This window comes from Fodinicurvata sediminis DSM 21159, assembly GCF_000420625.1.
In the GTDB taxonomy this organism is placed as follows: Bacteria; Pseudomonadota; Alphaproteobacteria; order Kiloniellales; family DSM-21159; genus Fodinicurvata; species Fodinicurvata sediminis.
Genome location: NZ_ATVH01000017.1, coordinates 131,299 through 147,386, shown reverse-complemented (window position 1 = coordinate 147,386; position 16,088 = coordinate 131,299). Strand labels below are relative to the sequence as shown.

General features: G+C 65.8%; 16 protein-coding genes and 1 tRNA gene. 10 read left to right on the top strand and 7 right to left on the bottom strand.

What is annotated here, in order from left to right; all coding sequences use genetic code 11:
* The first annotated feature begins 41 nt into the window (after nucleotides 1-41).
* From G502_RS0114690 to ptsP, 3 genes are read left to right on the top strand one after another with little or no spacing between them, the layout of a single operon-like run.
* Complete coding sequence (locus tag G502_RS0114690) at nucleotides 42-452, top strand: PTS sugar transporter subunit IIA (protein ID WP_022729438.1); 411 nt, start codon at nucleotides 42-44, stop codon at nucleotides 450-452.
* A gap of 10 nt (nucleotides 453-462) precedes the next feature.
* Complete coding sequence (locus tag G502_RS0114685; RefSeq protein WP_022729437.1) at nucleotides 463-759, top strand: HPr family phosphocarrier protein; 297 nt, start codon at nucleotides 463-465, stop codon at nucleotides 757-759.
* Entirely contained in the window at nucleotides 749-2,554 is a 1,806-nt protein-coding gene (ptsP, locus tag G502_RS0114680; RefSeq protein WP_022729436.1) for a phosphoenolpyruvate--protein phosphotransferase, read from the top strand. Before G502_RS0114685 ends, ptsP begins: the two co-directional genes overlap by 11 nt.
* On the opposite strand, the gene G502_RS20505 is transcribed toward ptsP, so the two are convergent.
* From G502_RS20505 to hemC, 4 genes are read right to left on the bottom strand one after another with little or no spacing between them, the layout of a single operon-like run.
* Nucleotides 2,542-4,017 carry a heme biosynthesis protein HemY gene (locus G502_RS20505; RefSeq protein ID WP_022729435.1) on the bottom strand — a complete coding sequence of 492 codons (1,476 nt, stop codon included), beginning with the start codon at nucleotides 4,015-4,017 and terminating at the stop codon, nucleotides 2,542-2,544. The genes ptsP and G502_RS20505 overlap by 13 nt on opposite strands.
* The gene (locus G502_RS0114670) at nucleotides 4,017-5,546 is read right to left on the bottom strand and encodes a COG4223 family protein (RefSeq protein WP_022729434.1); all 1,530 of its coding nucleotides are present in this window, start codon (nucleotides 5,544-5,546) and stop codon (nucleotides 4,017-4,019) included. The genes G502_RS20505 and G502_RS0114670 overlap by 1 nt, the downstream gene beginning before the upstream one ends.
* A complete protein-coding gene (locus tag G502_RS20500) occupies nucleotides 5,543-6,289 on the bottom strand; it encodes a uroporphyrinogen-III synthase (protein WP_022729433.1) in 747 nt (248 codons plus the stop codon). The genes G502_RS0114670 and G502_RS20500 overlap by 4 nt, the downstream gene beginning before the upstream one ends.
* A 1-nt stretch (nucleotide 6,290) precedes the next feature.
* On the bottom strand, nucleotides 6,291-7,229 hold the full coding sequence (gene hemC, locus G502_RS0114655; protein ID WP_022729432.1) for a hydroxymethylbilane synthase: 939 nt from the start codon (nucleotides 7,227-7,229) through the stop codon (nucleotides 6,291-6,293).
* A gap of 168 nt (nucleotides 7,230-7,397) precedes the next feature.
* Here hemC and tsaD point away from each other — a divergent pair, with 168 nt between their 5' ends.
* The 5 genes from tsaD (at nucleotide 7,398) to G502_RS0114630 (ending at nucleotide 10,909) form a co-directional block, all read left to right on the top strand.
* On the top strand, nucleotides 7,398-8,459 hold the full coding sequence (gene tsaD / locus G502_RS0114650; RefSeq protein ID WP_022729431.1) for a tRNA (adenosine(37)-N6)-threonylcarbamoyltransferase complex transferase subunit TsaD: 1,062 nt from the start codon (nucleotides 7,398-7,400) through the stop codon (nucleotides 8,457-8,459).
* 27 nt (nucleotides 8,460-8,486) lie between these two features.
* Complete coding sequence (locus G502_RS0114645) at nucleotides 8,487-9,503, top strand: NAD(P)H-dependent glycerol-3-phosphate dehydrogenase (RefSeq protein ID WP_022729430.1); 1,017 nt, start codon at nucleotides 8,487-8,489, stop codon at nucleotides 9,501-9,503.
* Between the two features lie 108 nt (nucleotides 9,504-9,611).
* Nucleotides 9,612-9,896, top strand: a complete 285-nt coding sequence (locus G502_RS0114640) for a YciI family protein (RefSeq protein WP_022729429.1) — start codon at nucleotides 9,612-9,614, stop codon at nucleotides 9,894-9,896.
* A 171-nt stretch (nucleotides 9,897-10,067) separates the two neighbouring features.
* A complete protein-coding gene (locus tag G502_RS0114635) occupies nucleotides 10,068-10,481 on the top strand; it encodes an EVE domain-containing protein (RefSeq protein WP_022729428.1) in 414 nt (137 codons plus the stop codon).
* Between the two features lie 11 nt (nucleotides 10,482-10,492).
* Nucleotides 10,493-10,909, top strand: coding sequence for a Rieske (2Fe-2S) protein (locus G502_RS0114630; protein ID WP_022729427.1), 417 nt, complete (start codon nucleotides 10,493-10,495; stop codon nucleotides 10,907-10,909).
* 25 nt (nucleotides 10,910-10,934) lie between these two features.
* On the opposite strand, the gene G502_RS21610 is transcribed toward G502_RS0114630, so the two are convergent.
* Nucleotides 10,935-12,677, bottom strand: a complete 1,743-nt coding sequence (locus tag G502_RS21610) for a PAS domain-containing sensor histidine kinase (protein WP_022729426.1) — start codon at nucleotides 12,675-12,677, stop codon at nucleotides 10,935-10,937.
* Between the two features lie 48 nt (nucleotides 12,678-12,725).
* Between G502_RS21610 and G502_RS0114620 the strand changes: the two genes are divergently transcribed.
* Nucleotides 12,726-12,800 (top strand) — tRNA-Thr (locus G502_RS0114620).
* Nucleotides 12,801-13,033: 233 nt separating this feature from the next.
* On the opposite strand, the gene G502_RS0114615 is transcribed toward G502_RS0114620, so the two are convergent.
* Complete coding sequence (locus tag G502_RS0114615; RefSeq protein ID WP_022729425.1) at nucleotides 13,034-13,579, bottom strand: hypothetical protein; 546 nt, start codon at nucleotides 13,577-13,579, stop codon at nucleotides 13,034-13,036.
* Nucleotides 13,580-13,698: 119 nt separating this feature from the next.
* On the opposite strand from G502_RS0114615, the gene G502_RS0114610 reads away from it, so the two are divergent.
* On the top strand, nucleotides 13,699-14,085 hold the full coding sequence (locus G502_RS0114610) for a hypothetical protein (RefSeq protein ID WP_022729424.1): 387 nt from the start codon (nucleotides 13,699-13,701) through the stop codon (nucleotides 14,083-14,085).
* A gap of 112 nt (nucleotides 14,086-14,197) precedes the next feature.
* Here G502_RS0114610 and G502_RS20490 read toward each other — a convergent pair whose 3' ends face one another.
* Nucleotides 14,198-15,838, bottom strand: a complete 1,641-nt coding sequence (locus G502_RS20490; protein ID WP_022729423.1) for an AICE element replication initiation protein — start codon at nucleotides 15,836-15,838, stop codon at nucleotides 14,198-14,200.
* Nucleotides 15,839-16,088 lie beyond the last annotated feature (250 nt).

Genomic DNA, 16,088 nt, shown 5'->3' with positions numbered 1-16,088 from the left:
TTTGCGCTAGAACAGCCAACCGGTGCCGGCAAGGAGGTAGAATGATTGGTCTCGTCCTGGTGACCCACGGCAACCTGGCCCGCGAATTCGTGGCGGCCATGGAGCACGTCGTGGGCGCGCAGCCCAACACCCTGGCGATCTGTATCGGCCCCGAAGACGACATGGAGCAGCGCCGCCAGGAGATCATCGAATCGGTCGCGCAGGTAGACGAAGGCGACGGCGTTGTCATCCTGACGGACATGTTCGGCGGCACTCCCTCGAACCTGGCCATCTCCGTCCTGGAGCAGGGGAACGTCGAGGTGATTGCTGGCATCAACCTGCCCATGCTGATCAAGCTGGCCAGCGTGCGTGACCGCGAAAAGCTTCCCGGCGCCGTCCGGCAGGCACAGGAGGCGGGACGGAAGTACATCCACATCGCATCCCAGCTCTTGAAAGACGAAACCTCCTGCTAGGAGACAGGCCTTGGACAGCGGCGACATACCCTCTGAGGAAACGGCGGTCCGTCAGGTCACGATCTGCAACCGCAAGGGCCTGCATGCCCGCGCCGCGGCCAAGTTCGTCAAGCTGGTTGCGACCTACCAGTCCGAGGTCCTGGTGATCCGCCGGGACCAGCAGGTTACCGGCTCCTCCATCATGGGTCTGATGATGCTGGCAGCGGGGCCGGGCTGTGAACTGGAACTGCAGGCCCAGGGCCCGGATGCCACCGAAGTCCTGGACGCCCTGGAAGAGTTGATCAGGCGCAAATTCGATGAAGACTGACCCCAACGCCGATAACGGCACAGATACCCCCAGCGCCGCGGAGGAACGCATCCTGCAGGGGCTTGGGGTCTCGGCCGGTGTCGCCATCGGACACATCTTCTTCCGCGAACCAGGCGACGTACCGGTCAGCGAAAAGAAACTGGTGCCCGACGAGGTGCCTGCCGAGCTGGCACGTTTCGAAAAGGCGGTGGAGAAGGCGCGCCGTCAGCTGCGCAAGCTGCGCCAGCGCGCCACCAACTTCCACGGCTCCTCGGCCGAGGAGCTGGGCTACCTGCTGGAAGCCCACGACCAGATGCTGCAGTCCGGCCATCTGCACAGCGGGGTGGCGCGGCGCATCGAGCAGGAACAGGTCAATGCCGAAGCGGCCGTGGCCACCGAGATCGAGGAGATTGCCGGTACCTTCAATGCCATGGAGGACCCCTATCTGCGCAGCCGCGGCAGCGAGGTCCAGCACGTGGGCCAGCGCATCCTGCGCAACCTGACCGACCGTTATTTCCAGAGCTATGACAGCCTGCCGCGCAACTCCATCATCGTGGCCGAGGAGATCACGCCCGCCGACACGGCCCTGATGAACCCGGCCCGCATCGGCGGTTTCGCCGCGGTGCTGGGCGGCGCCGAGGGGCACACCGCCATCATGGCGCGCGCGCTGGGCCTGCCCGCCGTGCTGGGCGTCTCGGACCTTCTGACCGGGATCGCACCAGGTACTCCGGCGATCCTGGACGGTGAGGAAGGCCTGATCTTCCTCAACCCTGGCCCCGAGCGCCTGGCCTTCTATGAAGAACGGCGCAAGGAGCAGGCCGCCGCCGTCCGCGCACTTTCGGGCATACGCAACCTGCCTGCGGAAACGCTGGACGGTACGCGGCTGACCCTGCAGGCCAATCTGGAGCTGCCCTCCGAGATTTCCCAGGCCCGTGACGTCGGCGCCGAGGGGATCGGCCTGCTGCGCACGGAATTCCTCTTCATGAACCGCGAGGACCTGCCCGGCGAGGAAGAACAGACCCGCCTGCTCCGACAGATCGTCTCCGATATGGCTCCCCTGCCGGTGACGATCCGGACGCTGGATGTGGGCGGCGAAAAGCTTGCACCCTCGCTGGGTCAGCACATCGGGACCTCTCCCAATCCGGCGATGGGCCTGCGCGCCATTCGCCTGTCCCTGAGGATGCCCGAGCTGCTGCGCACGCAATTCTCGGCCATTCTCAGGGCCTCCGCCAGCGGGCCCATACGCATCCTGCTGCCCATGATCTCCTCGACGGATCAGGTGGTCGAGGCGCGCGGCATCCTGCAGGAGGTGGCGGCCGACTTGCGCGCAGAGGGCGTGAAGCTGCCCGACCCGCTGCCACCGCTTGGCGTAATGATCGAGGTGCCAGGCGCCGCGCTGGCCGCCCATGCCCTGGCAGAGGTCTCCGACTTCTTTGCCATCGGCACCAATGACCTGATCTCCTACACTCTGGCCATCGACCGGGGCGAGGAACGCGTGGCCAACCTCTACGACCCGCTGCATGCCGGTGTGCTGCGCCTGATCCACGAAGCCATCACCGCCGCTCGGCATTGGAACCGCCCGGTCTCGGTTTGCGGCGAGATGGCCGCCGACCCGCGCTACACGGGGCTTTTCCTGGGGCTGGGCGTGCGCGAGCTGTCCATGGGGCCAAAAGCCCTGCCGCGGGTGAAGGCGCGCACGCGCTTGCTGCGGCTGTCAGCGGCAGAGACGCTGGCAGAGGAGATGCTGGCCGAACGGGACCGCGCCGAAGTCTCGCGCCACCTGGAACGTTTCCTGGAAGCGCTTCAGGCCGACTGAGCCTTCTCGTGCGCTTGTGCCTTCTCCGTATCCTCGGAGTCCTCAGGCGCGCTCTCCGACTCCGTCGCCTCGGACGGCTCTTCGGGGGACTCCTCTGGTGGCGCCTCACTGAACTCGCCGTCCTGGACCTGCTCGACCTCCACCGGCGGCGTACCGATCAGGTTCATCGAACTGTGGCGCGGCGAACGCCAGAGCAGCGTGTCGAAGGCGTTGCAGACCCCGCAGTGGGCATTCCACTTTCCTGAGATCGCACCACAGCTGCCACAGATCCATGCAGGGTCGGGATTGGCCTCCTCCGCCCGGCGCAGCCACTCCGCGGCCTTCTCCAAATCGCCGTTCTCGCGCTCTTCCAGGGTGGCCATCATGCGGAAAACTCGCTGTTCCGGCGTGCTTTCAAGCAACTTCTTCAGGTGATAGCGGGCTTCGCCCCAGAGCTCGGCATCCAGATTCACGGACGCCAGCGCGATCCGGCTTTCCGGATGGTCCGGATGGCTGTGTGTCAGGCGCTCGATGCGCTTGATCCGTTCATAGGGCTTGTCGGCCAGGCCCGGTTCCTCAAGGGCGACTTCGGCCAACCGGGGATGTGGCTGCTCGCGCCAACCCTGGTCCAGCAGCTTGCGTGCGCGGCGCTTGCGCCCCTTCTGCAGGTCCAGGCGCGCGGCCAGCAGGATGGCGGGCACGAAGCCGCGCTCCAGCTTCAGGGCGCGGTCCAGGTGCCGCCGTGCGGTCGCGGTATCGCCCGCAGCTTCGGCCGCCTCGGCGGCTTCCACCAGCACCACGGCGCGCTTGCGGTTGGTCTCGGGCCGGGGCAGCAGGTGCTGCTTCTCGATCTCGCGCATGGTTTCCTCGGCACGTCCCAGGTCACCGGTACGCTCGCTCAGCTCGAACAGGCCATTCAGGACCCAGGGGGTCTCGGGACGCAGGTTGCGCGCCCGCTCCAGATAACGCCGGGCGGCTTCCTCGTCGCCGTCGCGCATGGCCTGCAGGAACAGGCCGCGCAGCCCCAGGAAACGCGTCTCGCGGTACTCCAGCATTTCCGTGAAGCGTTCCCGGGCCGTCGGCTCGTCGTTATCCAGTTGGGCGGCCTGGGCCTCCAGCAGGCGCACCAGCGGCGGTTCCTCCAGCAGGCGACTGGCCCGGCCGGCCCACTTGTTGGCCTTGGGCGCATCGCCGGCGGCCACCGCCACCAGCCCGTTGGTAAGCGCCTCGTAGCCCTTGCGCCGGCGACTGCGCTGACGCGCCCGCGCCAGGGAGCGCGGCGCCCCGCGCAAGGCACGCCAGAAGCGATAGGCCAGCGCGCCGACCACCATCAGGATGAAGATCGCGGCCAGCAGCAGGCCCACCGTGGTGTCCACGCGGTAGCCCAACCATTCGATGGAGACCGCCCCGGGCTGTTCCGCCAGCCAGACGGCAATGGCGACCAGGATCGCCAGCTTGATGAAGAAGAGAATGCCGCGCCACATCAGCTGTCACTCCCATCCTGTGCGTCCGGGTCGCTCGCGTCCGGCTGCTGTCCACTCGCGTCCTGTCCATCCGCCTCCTGTCCACTTGGGGACGCCGGGGAGTCATAGACGCTCTGGCCGAGTGACTTCAGGGCCTGCTCGGCCTGCAGGCGCCGCTTGGCCTGCGCCAGCCAGTCGGACGCCGCTTCGGCCGGCGGCCCCTGCAGAGTCTCGAGTTCCTGGACCGCGGCGGGCAGCCGGTCCTCCTCCAGGCGCCGTTCCGCCCGCGCCACGATCGCTTCGGCATCGGCACCGTCGCGCTCGCCCACCGGGCGCACCGTCACCAGCGCCGAGGCCCGGTTCCAGATCTCTTCGGCCCAGCTGTCGGCGCGCTCCTCGCGTGCCTGGCGGACGATCGCGCGTGCCGTTGCGGGAAAGCTGCGTTTCAGTTCCGCCAGGGAGGGCACGCCCTGTTCGGCCCCGTCCTCGAGCTGCTGCAGCGGCTCGGCAATATCCGCGCCCACGCCGTCCAGGCGCCTGACCGCCGCCAGCTCGTTCGCATAGGGCCGGGCCTGCAGCACGGCCTCGCGCAGCTGGCCGACGGCGAAGGCGGCCGCCGTCTGCGATTCCGCGCGGGTGCGGATCTGCGAGGCGGCATCGGTCATCTGGCTCAGCTGGTCCTCCAGCTTGCCCATCTGCTGCTGCCAGACCTCGCCGCCCGGCAGATTGCCGGAAATCTCGTCCAGCCGGCCCGAAAGCTGGCCGACCTGATCGTTCAGGCTGTCCAGGCTGTCCTGTTCCTGACCGGCCGTGCGGCTGACCTGCTCGACCTGGCCGGCCAGTTCCGCCATCCGCTCATCCAGGCCTTCAAGTTGCGATGCCAGAGGCTTCAGGTCGTCCTGGGTCAACCCGTTGCGGTCGTTCTGCAACTGCTCCAGGCGCCCGTCGATGGCTTGCAGACGTTCCGCCGTCTGTTGGGTCGAGCTGGCGGCCTGCCCATCCACCAGCGGCAGCCAGGCGTCGCGGGTGATCACGGCGGCCCCCGCCCCGATGACCAGCAGGACGGCGCCGGCCACCAAAGCCGGGGCTGCGCTGCGGCGCGCTGGTGTTTCCGTTGCCCCCTGGGCCTGCGTCGAATCAGCAGTGTCGGTGCGCGGGGCGGCGGGCTCGCGCGTGCGCCAGACATCCTCGGTGGTGCGCGGGGCTTCCGTGGCGCTCGCGGTCTTTTCGTCTCCCTTGGCCCGCCCGGCAGACTCGCTGCCGGCTTCGCTTGCCGCCGCAGCCTGTGGCTGCTGCTCCTCACCACAGGCGCGGGTCAGCTCGTCCTCGTCCAGTGCGATGCCATGCTTTTCCGCCGCGGCGCGGATCTCGTCGTGGCGTGACAGGGGAATATGGGCGCGGTTCTTCCAGCCCTGAACGGTGGAGACGGCCAGCCCCATCTTCGTGGCCATCGGCCGCAACCCGCCGAAACGTGCGATGACGGCCTCGGCCGAATTGCTGGTGTCCTCGGGTTTGCGCGGTGTCTCGCTCTCGCCGTTATCCTCGGTCATCTGCTTCCTTTTCCGCTTTCCTGTTCACCCGTTCCGGGGTCCATCCCATCGATCAGGGCCAGCATGGCCGCCTGATTCGGCTTTTCCGCCGTATGCACGGCCTGCCAGAAGCTGCCGGCCGCAGCCGCCACGGCCGGACTGAGACAGAAGGCCTGCAGGCCCGCGCTGGCGGACCCCAGCCCTTCCTGCTGAACCAGTCTAGCAAAGGTCTCCGCCGTACGGGGAGAGAAAAGAAGTACAGCATCCAGAGTACCGCCCCGCAAGAGCGCAGATGTCGCGGGCGAAAGCGCACGGGCGGCGCGCGCCTCGTACAGCACCACGCGGCGCAGATCGTACCCCGCCGCCTCGAGGCGCGCGCCCAGGGCGCCGGCCACGTCGCGGCCCGAGGGATGCAGCAGGGCACCAGCCGCGGGATCGACCTGTTGCCGGATCAAGGTGGCCAGCTTGACCGCGTCCCCGTCGGCCGAGTGCACTTCAGCGAAACCGGCCTGGCGCGCGGCCTCGGCACTGGCCGGCCCCACGGCATAGACCGGCAGGTCGCGGCGCGCAGAGGTCTGCAGATAGGCGCGCAATCCGTTGCGGCTGGTGATCACCAGCCCCTGCACCCCCTCCAGGTCGAGAGGAACATCTTCATGCGGCTGGATCTCCAGCAGCGGCTCCAGCCAGACCTGATGCCCCCTGGTCTCCAGCGCCGCCAGGGTTTCCTCAGCATCCGCACGCGGCCGGGTCAGCAGCAGGCGCATCTCAGAACAGGTCCTTCAGGGCCTCGAAGAAGGCCTCGCCTGCCGCCTCGCGCAGCTCGTGCCCCACTTCGCGGCCGATCTCCACGGCCTGGTCCGCCGGCCCGCTGCGTTCGGCCCGGTTGAGCGCGCTGCCGTCGGGTTCCGCCACCAGGGCGCGCAGGCGCAGCTCGTCGCCCGACAGTTCGGCCAGGGCGGCGATCGGCGTACGGCAGGAGCCCTCCAGGACGTCCAGGCAGGCACGCTCGGCGTTCACGCGGATGGAGGTTTCCGCATGGTCGATCGATCGTACGTACTCCAATGTACGCGAATCCCCTTGCCGGCATTCCAGGCCGATGGCGCCCTGGCCGGCCGCCGGCAGCATCTCCTCGACCGGCAGCACCGCCTGCAGCAGGTCCTCGCGTCCCAGGCGCTTCAGCCCGGCCAGCGCCAGCAGGGTGGCATCGACCTGTCCCTCTTCCAGCTTGCGCAAGCGGGACTGCACGTTGCCGCGGAAGTTGACCACCTCCAGGTCCGGGCGCGCATGGCGGATCTGCGACTGACGGCGCAGCGAGGCCGAGCCCACCCGGGCGCCCCGGGGCAGGTCGGCAAGAGACGCGCCATGGAGCGAGAAGAAGGCATCGCGCGGATCCTCGCGTTCCAGGATGACCGCGATAGCATAGCCGTCGGGCAGCCAGGTGGGCACGTCCTTCATGGAGTGCACGGCGGCGTCGATCCGACCGTCGCCCAACGCCTCCTCGATTTCCTTGACGAACAGGCCCTTGCCGCCGATCTCCGCCAGCGGCCGGTCCAGCACTCGGTCGCCGGTGGTCTTGATGACCACGATCTCGATGGCGTCCTCGGCGCGCAGCTCGGGATGGGCCGCCGCCAGCAGGCGCTTCGCCTCCTCGGCCTGTGCCAGCGCCAGAAGGCTGCCGCGCGTTCCCAGTTTCAGAAGAGGCATGCCGCTGTGTCTTTCCCCTCAAATTCTACAAATAGTTCCCCGGTGCATCATTTAATCCAGTGGGCGTCTTTCGCTTGCCCCGGGGCAGTGCCAGTTATAGGCATAGCTAGGCGGGAGGATAAAGGCCCGCAGGCCCCGCGCACGCGCAATTGCTTTGAGACGAAATACATGCTGGTACTGGGCATCGAGACCTCCTGTGACGAGACCGCCGCCGCCGTGGTCCGTGACGACCGGACCATCGTGGCGCACAAGGTGCTGTCCCAGATCACCGAGCATCGGGAGTTCGGCGGCGTGGTGCCCGAGATTGCGGCGCGCAGCCATCTGGAGCATCTCGACCGCCTGATCGCCGCCACCATGGAGGAGGCCGGACTGTCCTTCGGGCAGCTCGACGGCGTAGCCGCCACCTCGGGTCCCGGGCTGATCGGCGGCGTGCTGGTGGGTGTCATGACCGCCAAGGCACTGGCCGCCGTGCACGATCTGCCCTTCCTGGCCGTCAATCATCTTGAGGGCCATGCCCTGACGGTGCGGCTCAGCGACAATGTGTCCTTCCCCTACCTGCTGCTGCTGGTCTCCGGCGGGCACTGCCAGCTGCTGGCCGTGGACGGCGTCGGCCGCTACCAGCGCTATGGCGGCACGGTGGACGACGCCGCCGGCGAGGCCTTCGACAAGTCGGCCAAGCTGCTGGACCTGGGCTATCCGGGCGGGCCGGCCCTGGAGCAGGCGGCAAAGCAGGGGGACGCCGGCCGCTTCGCCCTGCCCCGGCCCATGAAGGGCCGCCCCGGCTGCGACTTTTCCTTTTCCGGCCTGAAGACCGCGGTGCGCCAGGCATTGTCCGAGCTCGAGGCGCCGAGCCTGCAGGACCGCCGGGACCTGGCCGCCAGCTTCCAGGCCGCCGTGGCCGACATCCTGGAGGACCGCTGCCGCAACGCACTGGCGCGCTTCCGGGCCGAACGCGGCCAGCCGGGCCCGCTGGTGGTCGCCGGCGGGGTCGCCGCCAACGCGGCCCTGCGCGCCCGCCTGGACCGCCTGGCCGGCGAAGTGGACACACGGCTGGTGGCGCCGCCGCTCAAGCTCTGCACCGACAACGCCGCCATGATCGCCTGGGCCGGCCTGGAGCGCCTGCGGCTTGGAGACTCCGCACCGCTGGACTTCCCCGCCCGGCCGCGCTGGCCGCTGGCGGAGCTGCAGCCCCCCGGCGCGCGCCCTGTCCCGGAGCCCCAGGACGCATGAATCGAGGCGCATAGGAGGAGACCGACCATGCTGCACAACATCGCCGTTCTGGGCGCCGGCGCCTGGGGCACCGCCCTGGCCCAGATCGCCGCACTTGCCCAGATCACCGCACGGGACGGCGGACAGGTCACGCTCTGGGCCCGCGACGCCGAGCTGGCCGAAACGATCAACAGCCGCCAGGAGAACCCGCGCCACCTGCCCGGCATCGCGCTGAACGCGACCGTGCGCGCCAGCAGCGACCTGGACGCTTGCCTGGACTCGGCGCAGGCCGTCCTGCTGGCCATTCCCGCCCAGGGCCTGCGCGATCTCTGCACAGCATTGGCCGGCCGCCTGCCCGCCGACTGTCCGCTGGTGATCTGCGCCAAGGGGATCGAGCGCGACAGCGGCAAGCTGCCCAGCCAGGTGGTGGAAGAGACCCTGCCCGGCCAGCCCCTGGCCGTGCTGTCGGGGCCCAGTTTCGCGGAGGAAGCGGCACGCGGGCTTCCCACCGCCGTCACGCTGGCCTGCCGCGACCGGCTGACCGGCAGCCGCCTGGCCGGCGCCCTGGCGGGCGGCGCCTTCCGCCCCTATCTGTCCGACGATCCGCGCGGGGCCGAGATCGGCGGCGCCCTTAAGAACGTGGTGGCCATCGCCTGTGGCATCGTCGAGGGCCGCGACCTGGGGCAGAACGCGCGCGCCGGCCTGATCACCCGGGGCCTGGCCGAGATGGCGCGCCTGGGCACGCAGCTGGAGGCTCGGCGCGACAGCTTCATGGGCCTGTCGGGCCTGGGTGACCTGACGCTCACCTGCACCAGCCGCGCCTCGCGTAACTATTCCCTGGGCCATGCGCTGGGCCGTGGCGACAGCCTGGACCAGGCCCTGGCCGCCAGCCGCGGCGTGACCGAGGGGATTTACACCGCCCAGGCGGCCAGCCTGCTGTCGCGCCGCCTGGGCGTGGAGCTGCCCATCGCCGGCGCGGTGGATGCCGTGGTCAACCGCGGTGCCGACCTGGAACAGACGATCCAGGCCATGCTGGCCCGCCCGCTCAAGAAGGAAACCGCCTGAAAGTAAAGTACAGGCCGATAGCACCTGAAGTCTTCCCCCCGCGCCAGTGCTGCGGTACGCTTTCCGGCAAAAGACAAGAAATAAAGACATACTAGCGGAGACCGGCGCATGTTTTTCGCCCTGATCTGTCACGACAAAGCCAACGGCCTTGCCCTGCGCAAGGAGAAGCGGCCGGCGCACCTGGCCTATCTTCAGGGCCACGCGGACCAGCTGGTCTATGCCGGCCCCCTGATGGGCGAGGATGGCCAGACCCCGGCGGGCAGCCTGATCGTCCTGGACGTGCCCGACCGCAACGCGGCAGAGTCCTTTGCCGCCGGTGACCCCTACGCCCGCGCCGGCCTGTTCGAGAACGTCGATATCCGCGCCACCAAGCGCGTCTTCCCCGCAGCCTGATCCATCATGCGCCTGATCCATCATGCGCCTGATCCATCATGCGCCTTACCTATACGCCTGCGCCCTGCGCGGCTTTACAGACCGCTCCTGCATGGGTAAGTCCGCAAATGTAAGACTCTGCAGAGGTAAGATTCAGCAGAGGCAACACTCACGAGGAAGGCAAGAGGCCCCATGGCGTACTGGCTGTTGAAAAGCGAACCCAACACCTGGTCCTGGGACGACCAGGTCCGTGACAAGCGCACCCACTGGGACGGCGTGCGCAACTACCAGGCCTCGAACAACATGAAGGCCATGAAGGTCGGCGACCTGGCTTTTTTCTATCACTCCGTCAACGAGAAGCGCATCGTTGGCATTGTGCGCGTGGTGAAGGAGTACTACCCCGACCACACGGACGAGAGCGGACGCTTCGGCATGGTGGATGTCGAGGCGGTGAAGCCGGTGGAAACGCCGGTGACCCTGCAGCAGATGAAGGAAGACCCGCGCCTCGACGGCCTGGCGCTCATCCGCCAGTCGCGCCTGTCGGTGGTGCCGGTGTCCGAGGAGCACTGGAAGGTCATCTGCGGCCTGGCCGGGACCGAGGCCTGAGCCGGCACGCCATGGCGCCGGCGCACGATCCAACCCCAATTGCCCTCTGCCACCTGGACGACCTGCCGGACGGCGGCGCACGGGGCTTCGACCTGCCGCCCCAAGGGACAGACGGGTGGATGGATTGGGGAACGGACGGGGGGATGGACGGGCGCACCGACGGCCTGTCCGTCATCGTCGTGCGCCAGGGACGGCAGCTGCATGGCTATGTGAACGCCTGCCCGCATCTGGGCACGCCGCTGGAGATCTTCCCCGACAAGTTCCTGACGCGCGACGGCCGGCACCTGCTCTGCCACACCCACGGCGCGCTCTTCACGCCCGAGCAGGGCCACTGCGTGGCCGGCCCCTGCAAGGGCGATCACTTGCCGCCGGTACCCCTTGAACTCTGCGCCGACGGCCGGGTTCTGGCCTGGCCGCCCGAAAGCTGACCCCGGACCACACGATCCGTCCCCGTCACGCCCCCTCTGGCGGCACGCTGCGCTCGGCCGGAAAGCTGGCCGTGACCCGCGTGCCCTCGCCCAGCTGGCTGTCCAGCACCACCCGGCCCCCGTGCATCTCCATCAGCTCGCGGCAGAGCGGCAGGCCCAGGCCCACGCCCTCGCTGGGGGCGTCGCTGTCCTCGGCCTGGATCTGCACGAAGGGCTGAAAGACCCGGGCCGCATCCTGTTCGGACAGGCCGATGCCGCTGTCCGTCACCTCCAGGTCCAGGCCGCCGTCCTGCCTCTGCTGCACCTTCATCAGCACCTGCCCGCCCGGCCGGTTGTACTTCACGGCATTGGACAGCAAGTTGATCGCGATCTGCCGCAGCCGCCGTTCGTCACAGCGCAGCCGCGGCAGCTCCGCCGGCAGCTCCAGGCGCAGCTCCACCTGCGCCGTGCGGGCGCGGGCCTCCAGCATACGCAGGCAGTCCTGCAACAGGTCGGGCAGCGCCACCGCACGCTCCGTCAACTCCATCATCCCGGCCTCGACCTTGGACAGGTCCAGGATGTCGTTCAGCAGGTTTAGCAACAGGTGCCCGCTGCCGCGAATGTCCTGCAGGTAGTCGCGATAGCGCGCACTGCCCAGCGGGCCGTAGAGCTCGCTGAGGATCAGGTCGGAAAAGCCGATGATAGCGTTCAGCGGCGTGCGCAGCTCGTGGCTCATCCCGGCCAGGAAGCGGCTCTTGGCGCGGTTGGCCTCTTCGGCGCTGCGCTGCGCGTCCAACAGGGCGGCCTCGGCGGCGCGCTCGTCGGTGATCTCGCGGATCGAGCCTTCGTAATAGAGCGGCGCCCCGTCGGCCGCGCGCACCAGGTGCGCGTTCTCGCTGACCCAGATGCGTTCGCGGGTGCGGTGGCGATAGACTTCCGAGACGAAGTTGACGACCTCGCCCTGTTCCGCCATCACGCGCTCGAACTCGGCACGCCGGCCCGGCTCCACGTACCACTCGTCGGCGATGTTGCCCACGGCGGCCAGCAGTTCCTCTTCGCTGTCATAGCCGTTCAGGCGGACCAGGGCCGGATTGGCGCGCAGCTGCCGCCCCTCCAGCGAGCTGCGATAGATGCCCTCGCGCGCATGCTCGAACAGGCTGCGATAGCTGGCCTCGGCCACGCGCAGGCGCTGCATGGCCTCGACCTGCTGTGTGACGTCCTCGAAGGATCCGACGAAATAGTCTGCATCCCCGTCCTTGCCCGGCATCATGCGCGCGGCCTGGCGCACCCATCTCACGGCACCGTCACGCCGGCGCACCTGACAGACCGTGGAGTCCATCTTTCCCCGGCTTTCCAGGGTTTTCACCATCATCTCGCGCCAGTTCGGGTCCAGATAGAGCTGTCCGGTGGTGAAGCGGCATTCGGCGCAGAGCTGTTCGGGCGAGTCATAGCCCAGGATGTCGGCCAGGGCCTGGTTCACCATCAGGAAGCGCCCGTCGCGCGAAGAGCGATAGAGCCCGACCTGGGCCGTTTCGAAGATGGCGCGATAGCTCTCCTCCTCCAGGCCACCATCCAAATCCCTGCCGCGCCCCGCTCCGCCGTCGCCCATTATACTTCCCTCCGGGGCCTGGGTCTTTTCCCGGTCCGCACCGTCCCGATGGAGTTCGTTCCCGCCCCGGGACTCACCTTCGCCCGACCCCTGATCGCCTGCAGACCCGCTCATCGTCTTCCCGGTTTCTTCGTTGTTCTGGGCGGGCATGATACATACCTGAACCTCGTTCTGGAACATTGACGAAGCCCCCTATCCTGCACTAGGTATAGCCGCCCTCTCGGCGTCGCCGACGTAGCTCAGGGGTAGAGCAACTGATTCGTAATCAGTAGGTCGAGTGTTCGAATCACTCCGTCGGCACCATTTTTTATATGTATAATCAAATGTTTACGACGGACGCCAAATTAAGGTTGGCGCTCGCGAAATTCGTTTGGAAGCAAATTGGAAGCACGGGAATAAATTTCAGGGGCTGCGGAGTCTGGCCTGCCAATACCGGCACAACCCAGCGTGAGGGCTATCACTTCCACGTCACCAGAAGCCACCAGGGCAGCCGGTGGAAAAACATGGGGAATGTTTTATTCCTGCCCCTGCACCGTTTAACGATGTCCGGATATCAGTTCCTCTGCAATATAGACTGCTGACTGCATCAGGACATAGGCCTGCTTGAAGCCTTTCGTTCCACCTTGGCCAGTGTACAAGACCCCACCTGGGGTAACATCCTGAATGACACTCTCGAGGATTTGATAGAACCGCACGAAACGGAAGGCATCTTCCTGATCCAGCGTCCCAAGCTTATCGACATTCGCCCTATAGACCCTGAAATAGTCTTCCGGAATGGGGACGGTGAAGTAAGAAATCCTGCCCTCAGCTCCTGCCTGTAAACCTTCGAGATACTGGCGCACCCGTATTATTTCGCAGATCGCCGAAACCTCAGCGATCAGGGATCGCCGGAGCGTGTGGGCCTGATGCTTCACTCTTCGCCGTTCCAGCCAGGCTGTCGGCACAATTGCCGCCAGGAAGCCGACAATGCCTGTAATAGCGGGCGGCCCAAGTGTTGCCCAAAGCGAAGGCTTCTGGCTCTCCACGGTGGCTTGTAGCTCTGCCACACGCATGAGCAACTGAGAGACCAGCTCCTGTTCCATGCCATACCCCCTTGCACGTCTACCTTGCTATTGGCTCACCATCGCAGTTACTGGTTACCAGGGAGCATCAATACCCGTGAAATGGCAGGGCGTCCAACCGCCCATCAAGAGAGGGGTGAATGGGAGCAGATCATTCCCAAGCAATTCTGAGTGACCTGAGGAAATCGTTTTCGAAAGACTACCTGACAGAGTGGACACTAACCGCACTGGCTGTTCTGCCCGCCCTGGGGTCTCTGCTGCTGAGTTGGCTGCTATCTGATGGGGGCACCTGGTTCCAGCGTGCAGGATCGCTGATGGTGCTCTTTGCTGTCTGGCTGGAATTCCTCGAAACAAGGAAGGTCGCGAAAACCAGGCATCAGGATATAGAGGCTTCGTTACTTGTGAACCTACCACTTACCTCAGATACCCCAGTAGAGCTGATGTTTCAGAGGATCGCTATCTTCATGGCCATCCTGGGGACGATCATCTGGGGTTACGGTGATCTGCTGTTCTTCTGGCAGGCCTGATACCAGATAGGCTTCATGGATAAAGACAGTACGAAGAATGACCCTGTCTGCAGTGCCAGCAGGGTATAAGGGATTGAAGAGGGTCAAGGAGCCGCCCCAATCGCACTACCGATCAGGTGATATTGGGATTGTAAGTGAATGCAATGCACCGATTGCCATGCTCGTCTTTATGTTTTCCGTCCAAATAACGTTGGTCGGGGTCAACACCACGACTCCTTAACAACGTTTGGGTTCGCTTTATATTTCCTCGCACCTTATTTGCAGCCTTGGGCCAGGCCTTGATTTTCCGTGTTGCCTCGTCCACGGACCTATCCAGTGTTTCGAGGAGCTCTTCAGGCGTGAATGAGAAGTATGTATCCCCTTTCCTCTCATATTCCTTGGCAACATAGTCCAGGAGCGCGACTGCAAAAGGATTGTTCTCGAAGGTTGCCTGCTCCGCCCTAAGAATATTGTTCTGATAGGCAGTCAGAAACGTACCCTCTTCCCATCCCAGGGCCTGCTCCATGGCAACACCCAGCTGCGCGAAATCGTACATGCGCGGGGATTCCTGCAGTTCAACATCATCCAAGTGGGCAAGCGTCCCCGACAGAACATCCAGCAAGGCCCCGAAGATGTAGGGTCGCTCGGCGTCGAACCTGGCCTTGGCGGCTTTTTCCCCTTCGCGCTTGTCAGGCGGAATGCTGGGAAGGTCCAGGTTAATGCTGCGATCCGTAAGGTCAGGCCGGTGGGAAAGCTCTGTGATGCCGTTCAGGATCACCGGCCTTTCACCCTCGAAGATCATTTCTTCATCGTCAGTGTGAAGACGGCGCGTTCCATAGCCCGTGCCTGTGGCGATCTTGCAGAGGGTGTCGGAATCGGCTGCGGATATGAACGACAAGTTGTCGAAAGCCATCACCCAGGTATTGATCGCAGCCACGAAGAAATCTCGTTCGTTGGCGGGCATGGAACTTACCATGACCCGGCTGTCATCCACGATACGGCGCAACACACGTGTGAAGGTGGTCTTGGCCGAACCTTGCTCCCCGCTCACCATGAGGATGGGATGCCCACCAGATGGCCGCATGGCCATGAGCAACCAGGCCAGGGTGAGGCACCAGCTCTCGTCATTGTCGTCAGGGAGGTTGAGGAAGCTTCTGAGGTCGGACAGTTTGCCGTTGGGCATTGGCCGTGGCAGCGGGGCCGATCGGTTGGAGCGCGCAAACTTTATGGGCGGGTCAGTGATAATGGACCAGCCTTCGGGGGTCACCTTGACCACTTCCCAATCTGCATTCCCCAGGTCGATATACAGGGTACCGTCAGGGCCTTCCGCAACGCGCAGGTGAACCGGGAACACCAATGACCCGTACCGGGCTTTTGCTTTGAATGTTGCCAATGCGTCATTGACGGCCTGGCTTCCTGGCACGGGCTTCCCGTAGTCTATGGCCCGCTTGATCAGCCAGTCTCCCAACTGGCTGACAGGCGAGTTCTCCAAGTGGCCGTTTACCGGGATCGTCGCGAAAGCCTGATTATCGGGCGTCTTCCAGAGCTCTATTTCTCCGGAGACCATCGTAACCAGATCCTCTCCGCGCATGCGGCTGCGTGGCCTGCCACGCTTCTTCTTCGCCCTCCCCTTGCCAGTGTCACCGGCTTTACTGTCAGTTACCGGCGGCAGCTCTTTGGCATCCTCGAGCGCGTTGCGCACCTGCTGCTTTCCCGGCAGGGAAGAGGGGGTGCCATCGGCCTGGCTAGACTGTCCCGACTGATGACCGGCCATGCTTACGTCCGGATCCGGCGGGGATCGTCTGCACCTGGACATGGCTGAAGATCAGGCAGCATCTTAGACGGCGGCGCGGGCGGACCTGACAACGGCACCAGGGTGTATGAAGTGGCCAAGGGTCCAGTGCAGTGAGGCGTACGCGCGCCCAAAGGCTCACCGTCCTTCCATTCCGGCGGCACGCCATGGGCGAGTATACAGTTAGGGCTTGGACCAAAGGGGCAGAGGGATACGGCTTTTCGCGCCTCAT

Excerpts from the sequence above, each read along its gene's own strand:
- G502_RS0114670 (WP_022729434.1), bottom strand. The coding sequence starts at position 5,546 with ATGACCGAGGATAACGGCGAGAGCGAGACACCGCGCAAACCCGAGGAC.
- G502_RS0114610 (WP_022729424.1), top strand. The coding sequence starts at position 13,699 with ATGGGAGCAGATCATTCCCAAGCAATTCTGAGTGACCTGAGGAAATCG.
- hemC (WP_022729432.1), bottom strand. The coding sequence starts at position 7,229 with ATGCCTCTTCTGAAACTGGGAACGCGCGGCAGCCTTCTGGCGCTGGCA.
- G502_RS0114635 (WP_022729428.1), top strand. The coding sequence starts at position 10,068 with ATGGCGTACTGGCTGTTGAAAAGCGAACCCAACACCTGGTCCTGGGAC.
- G502_RS0114640 (WP_022729429.1), top strand. The coding sequence starts at position 9,612 with ATGTTTTTCGCCCTGATCTGTCACGACAAAGCCAACGGCCTTGCCCTG.
- G502_RS20505 (WP_022729435.1), bottom strand. The coding sequence starts at position 4,017 with ATGTGGCGCGGCATTCTCTTCTTCATCAAGCTGGCGATCCTGGTCGCC.
- G502_RS21610 (WP_022729426.1), bottom strand. The coding sequence starts at position 12,677 with ATGTTCCAGAACGAGGTTCAGGTATGTATCATGCCCGCCCAGAACAAC.
- G502_RS0114630 (WP_022729427.1), top strand. The coding sequence starts at position 10,493 with ATGGCGCCGGCGCACGATCCAACCCCAATTGCCCTCTGCCACCTGGAC.
- ptsP (WP_022729436.1), top strand. The coding sequence starts at position 749 with ATGAAGACTGACCCCAACGCCGATAACGGCACAGATACCCCCAGCGCC.
- G502_RS20490 (WP_022729423.1), bottom strand. The coding sequence starts at position 15,838 with ATGGCCGGTCATCAGTCGGGACAGTCTAGCCAGGCCGATGGCACCCCC.
- G502_RS0114690 (WP_022729438.1), top strand. The coding sequence starts at position 42 with ATGATTGGTCTCGTCCTGGTGACCCACGGCAACCTGGCCCGCGAATTC.
- G502_RS0114615 (WP_022729425.1), bottom strand. The coding sequence starts at position 13,579 with ATGGAACAGGAGCTGGTCTCTCAGTTGCTCATGCGTGTGGCAGAGCTA.
- G502_RS0114645 (WP_022729430.1), top strand. The coding sequence starts at position 8,487 with ATGCTGCACAACATCGCCGTTCTGGGCGCCGGCGCCTGGGGCACCGCC.
- G502_RS20500 (WP_022729433.1), bottom strand. The coding sequence starts at position 6,289 with ATGCGCCTGCTGCTGACCCGGCCGCGTGCGGATGCTGAGGAAACCCTG.
- tsaD (WP_022729431.1), top strand. The coding sequence starts at position 7,398 with ATGCTGGTACTGGGCATCGAGACCTCCTGTGACGAGACCGCCGCCGCC.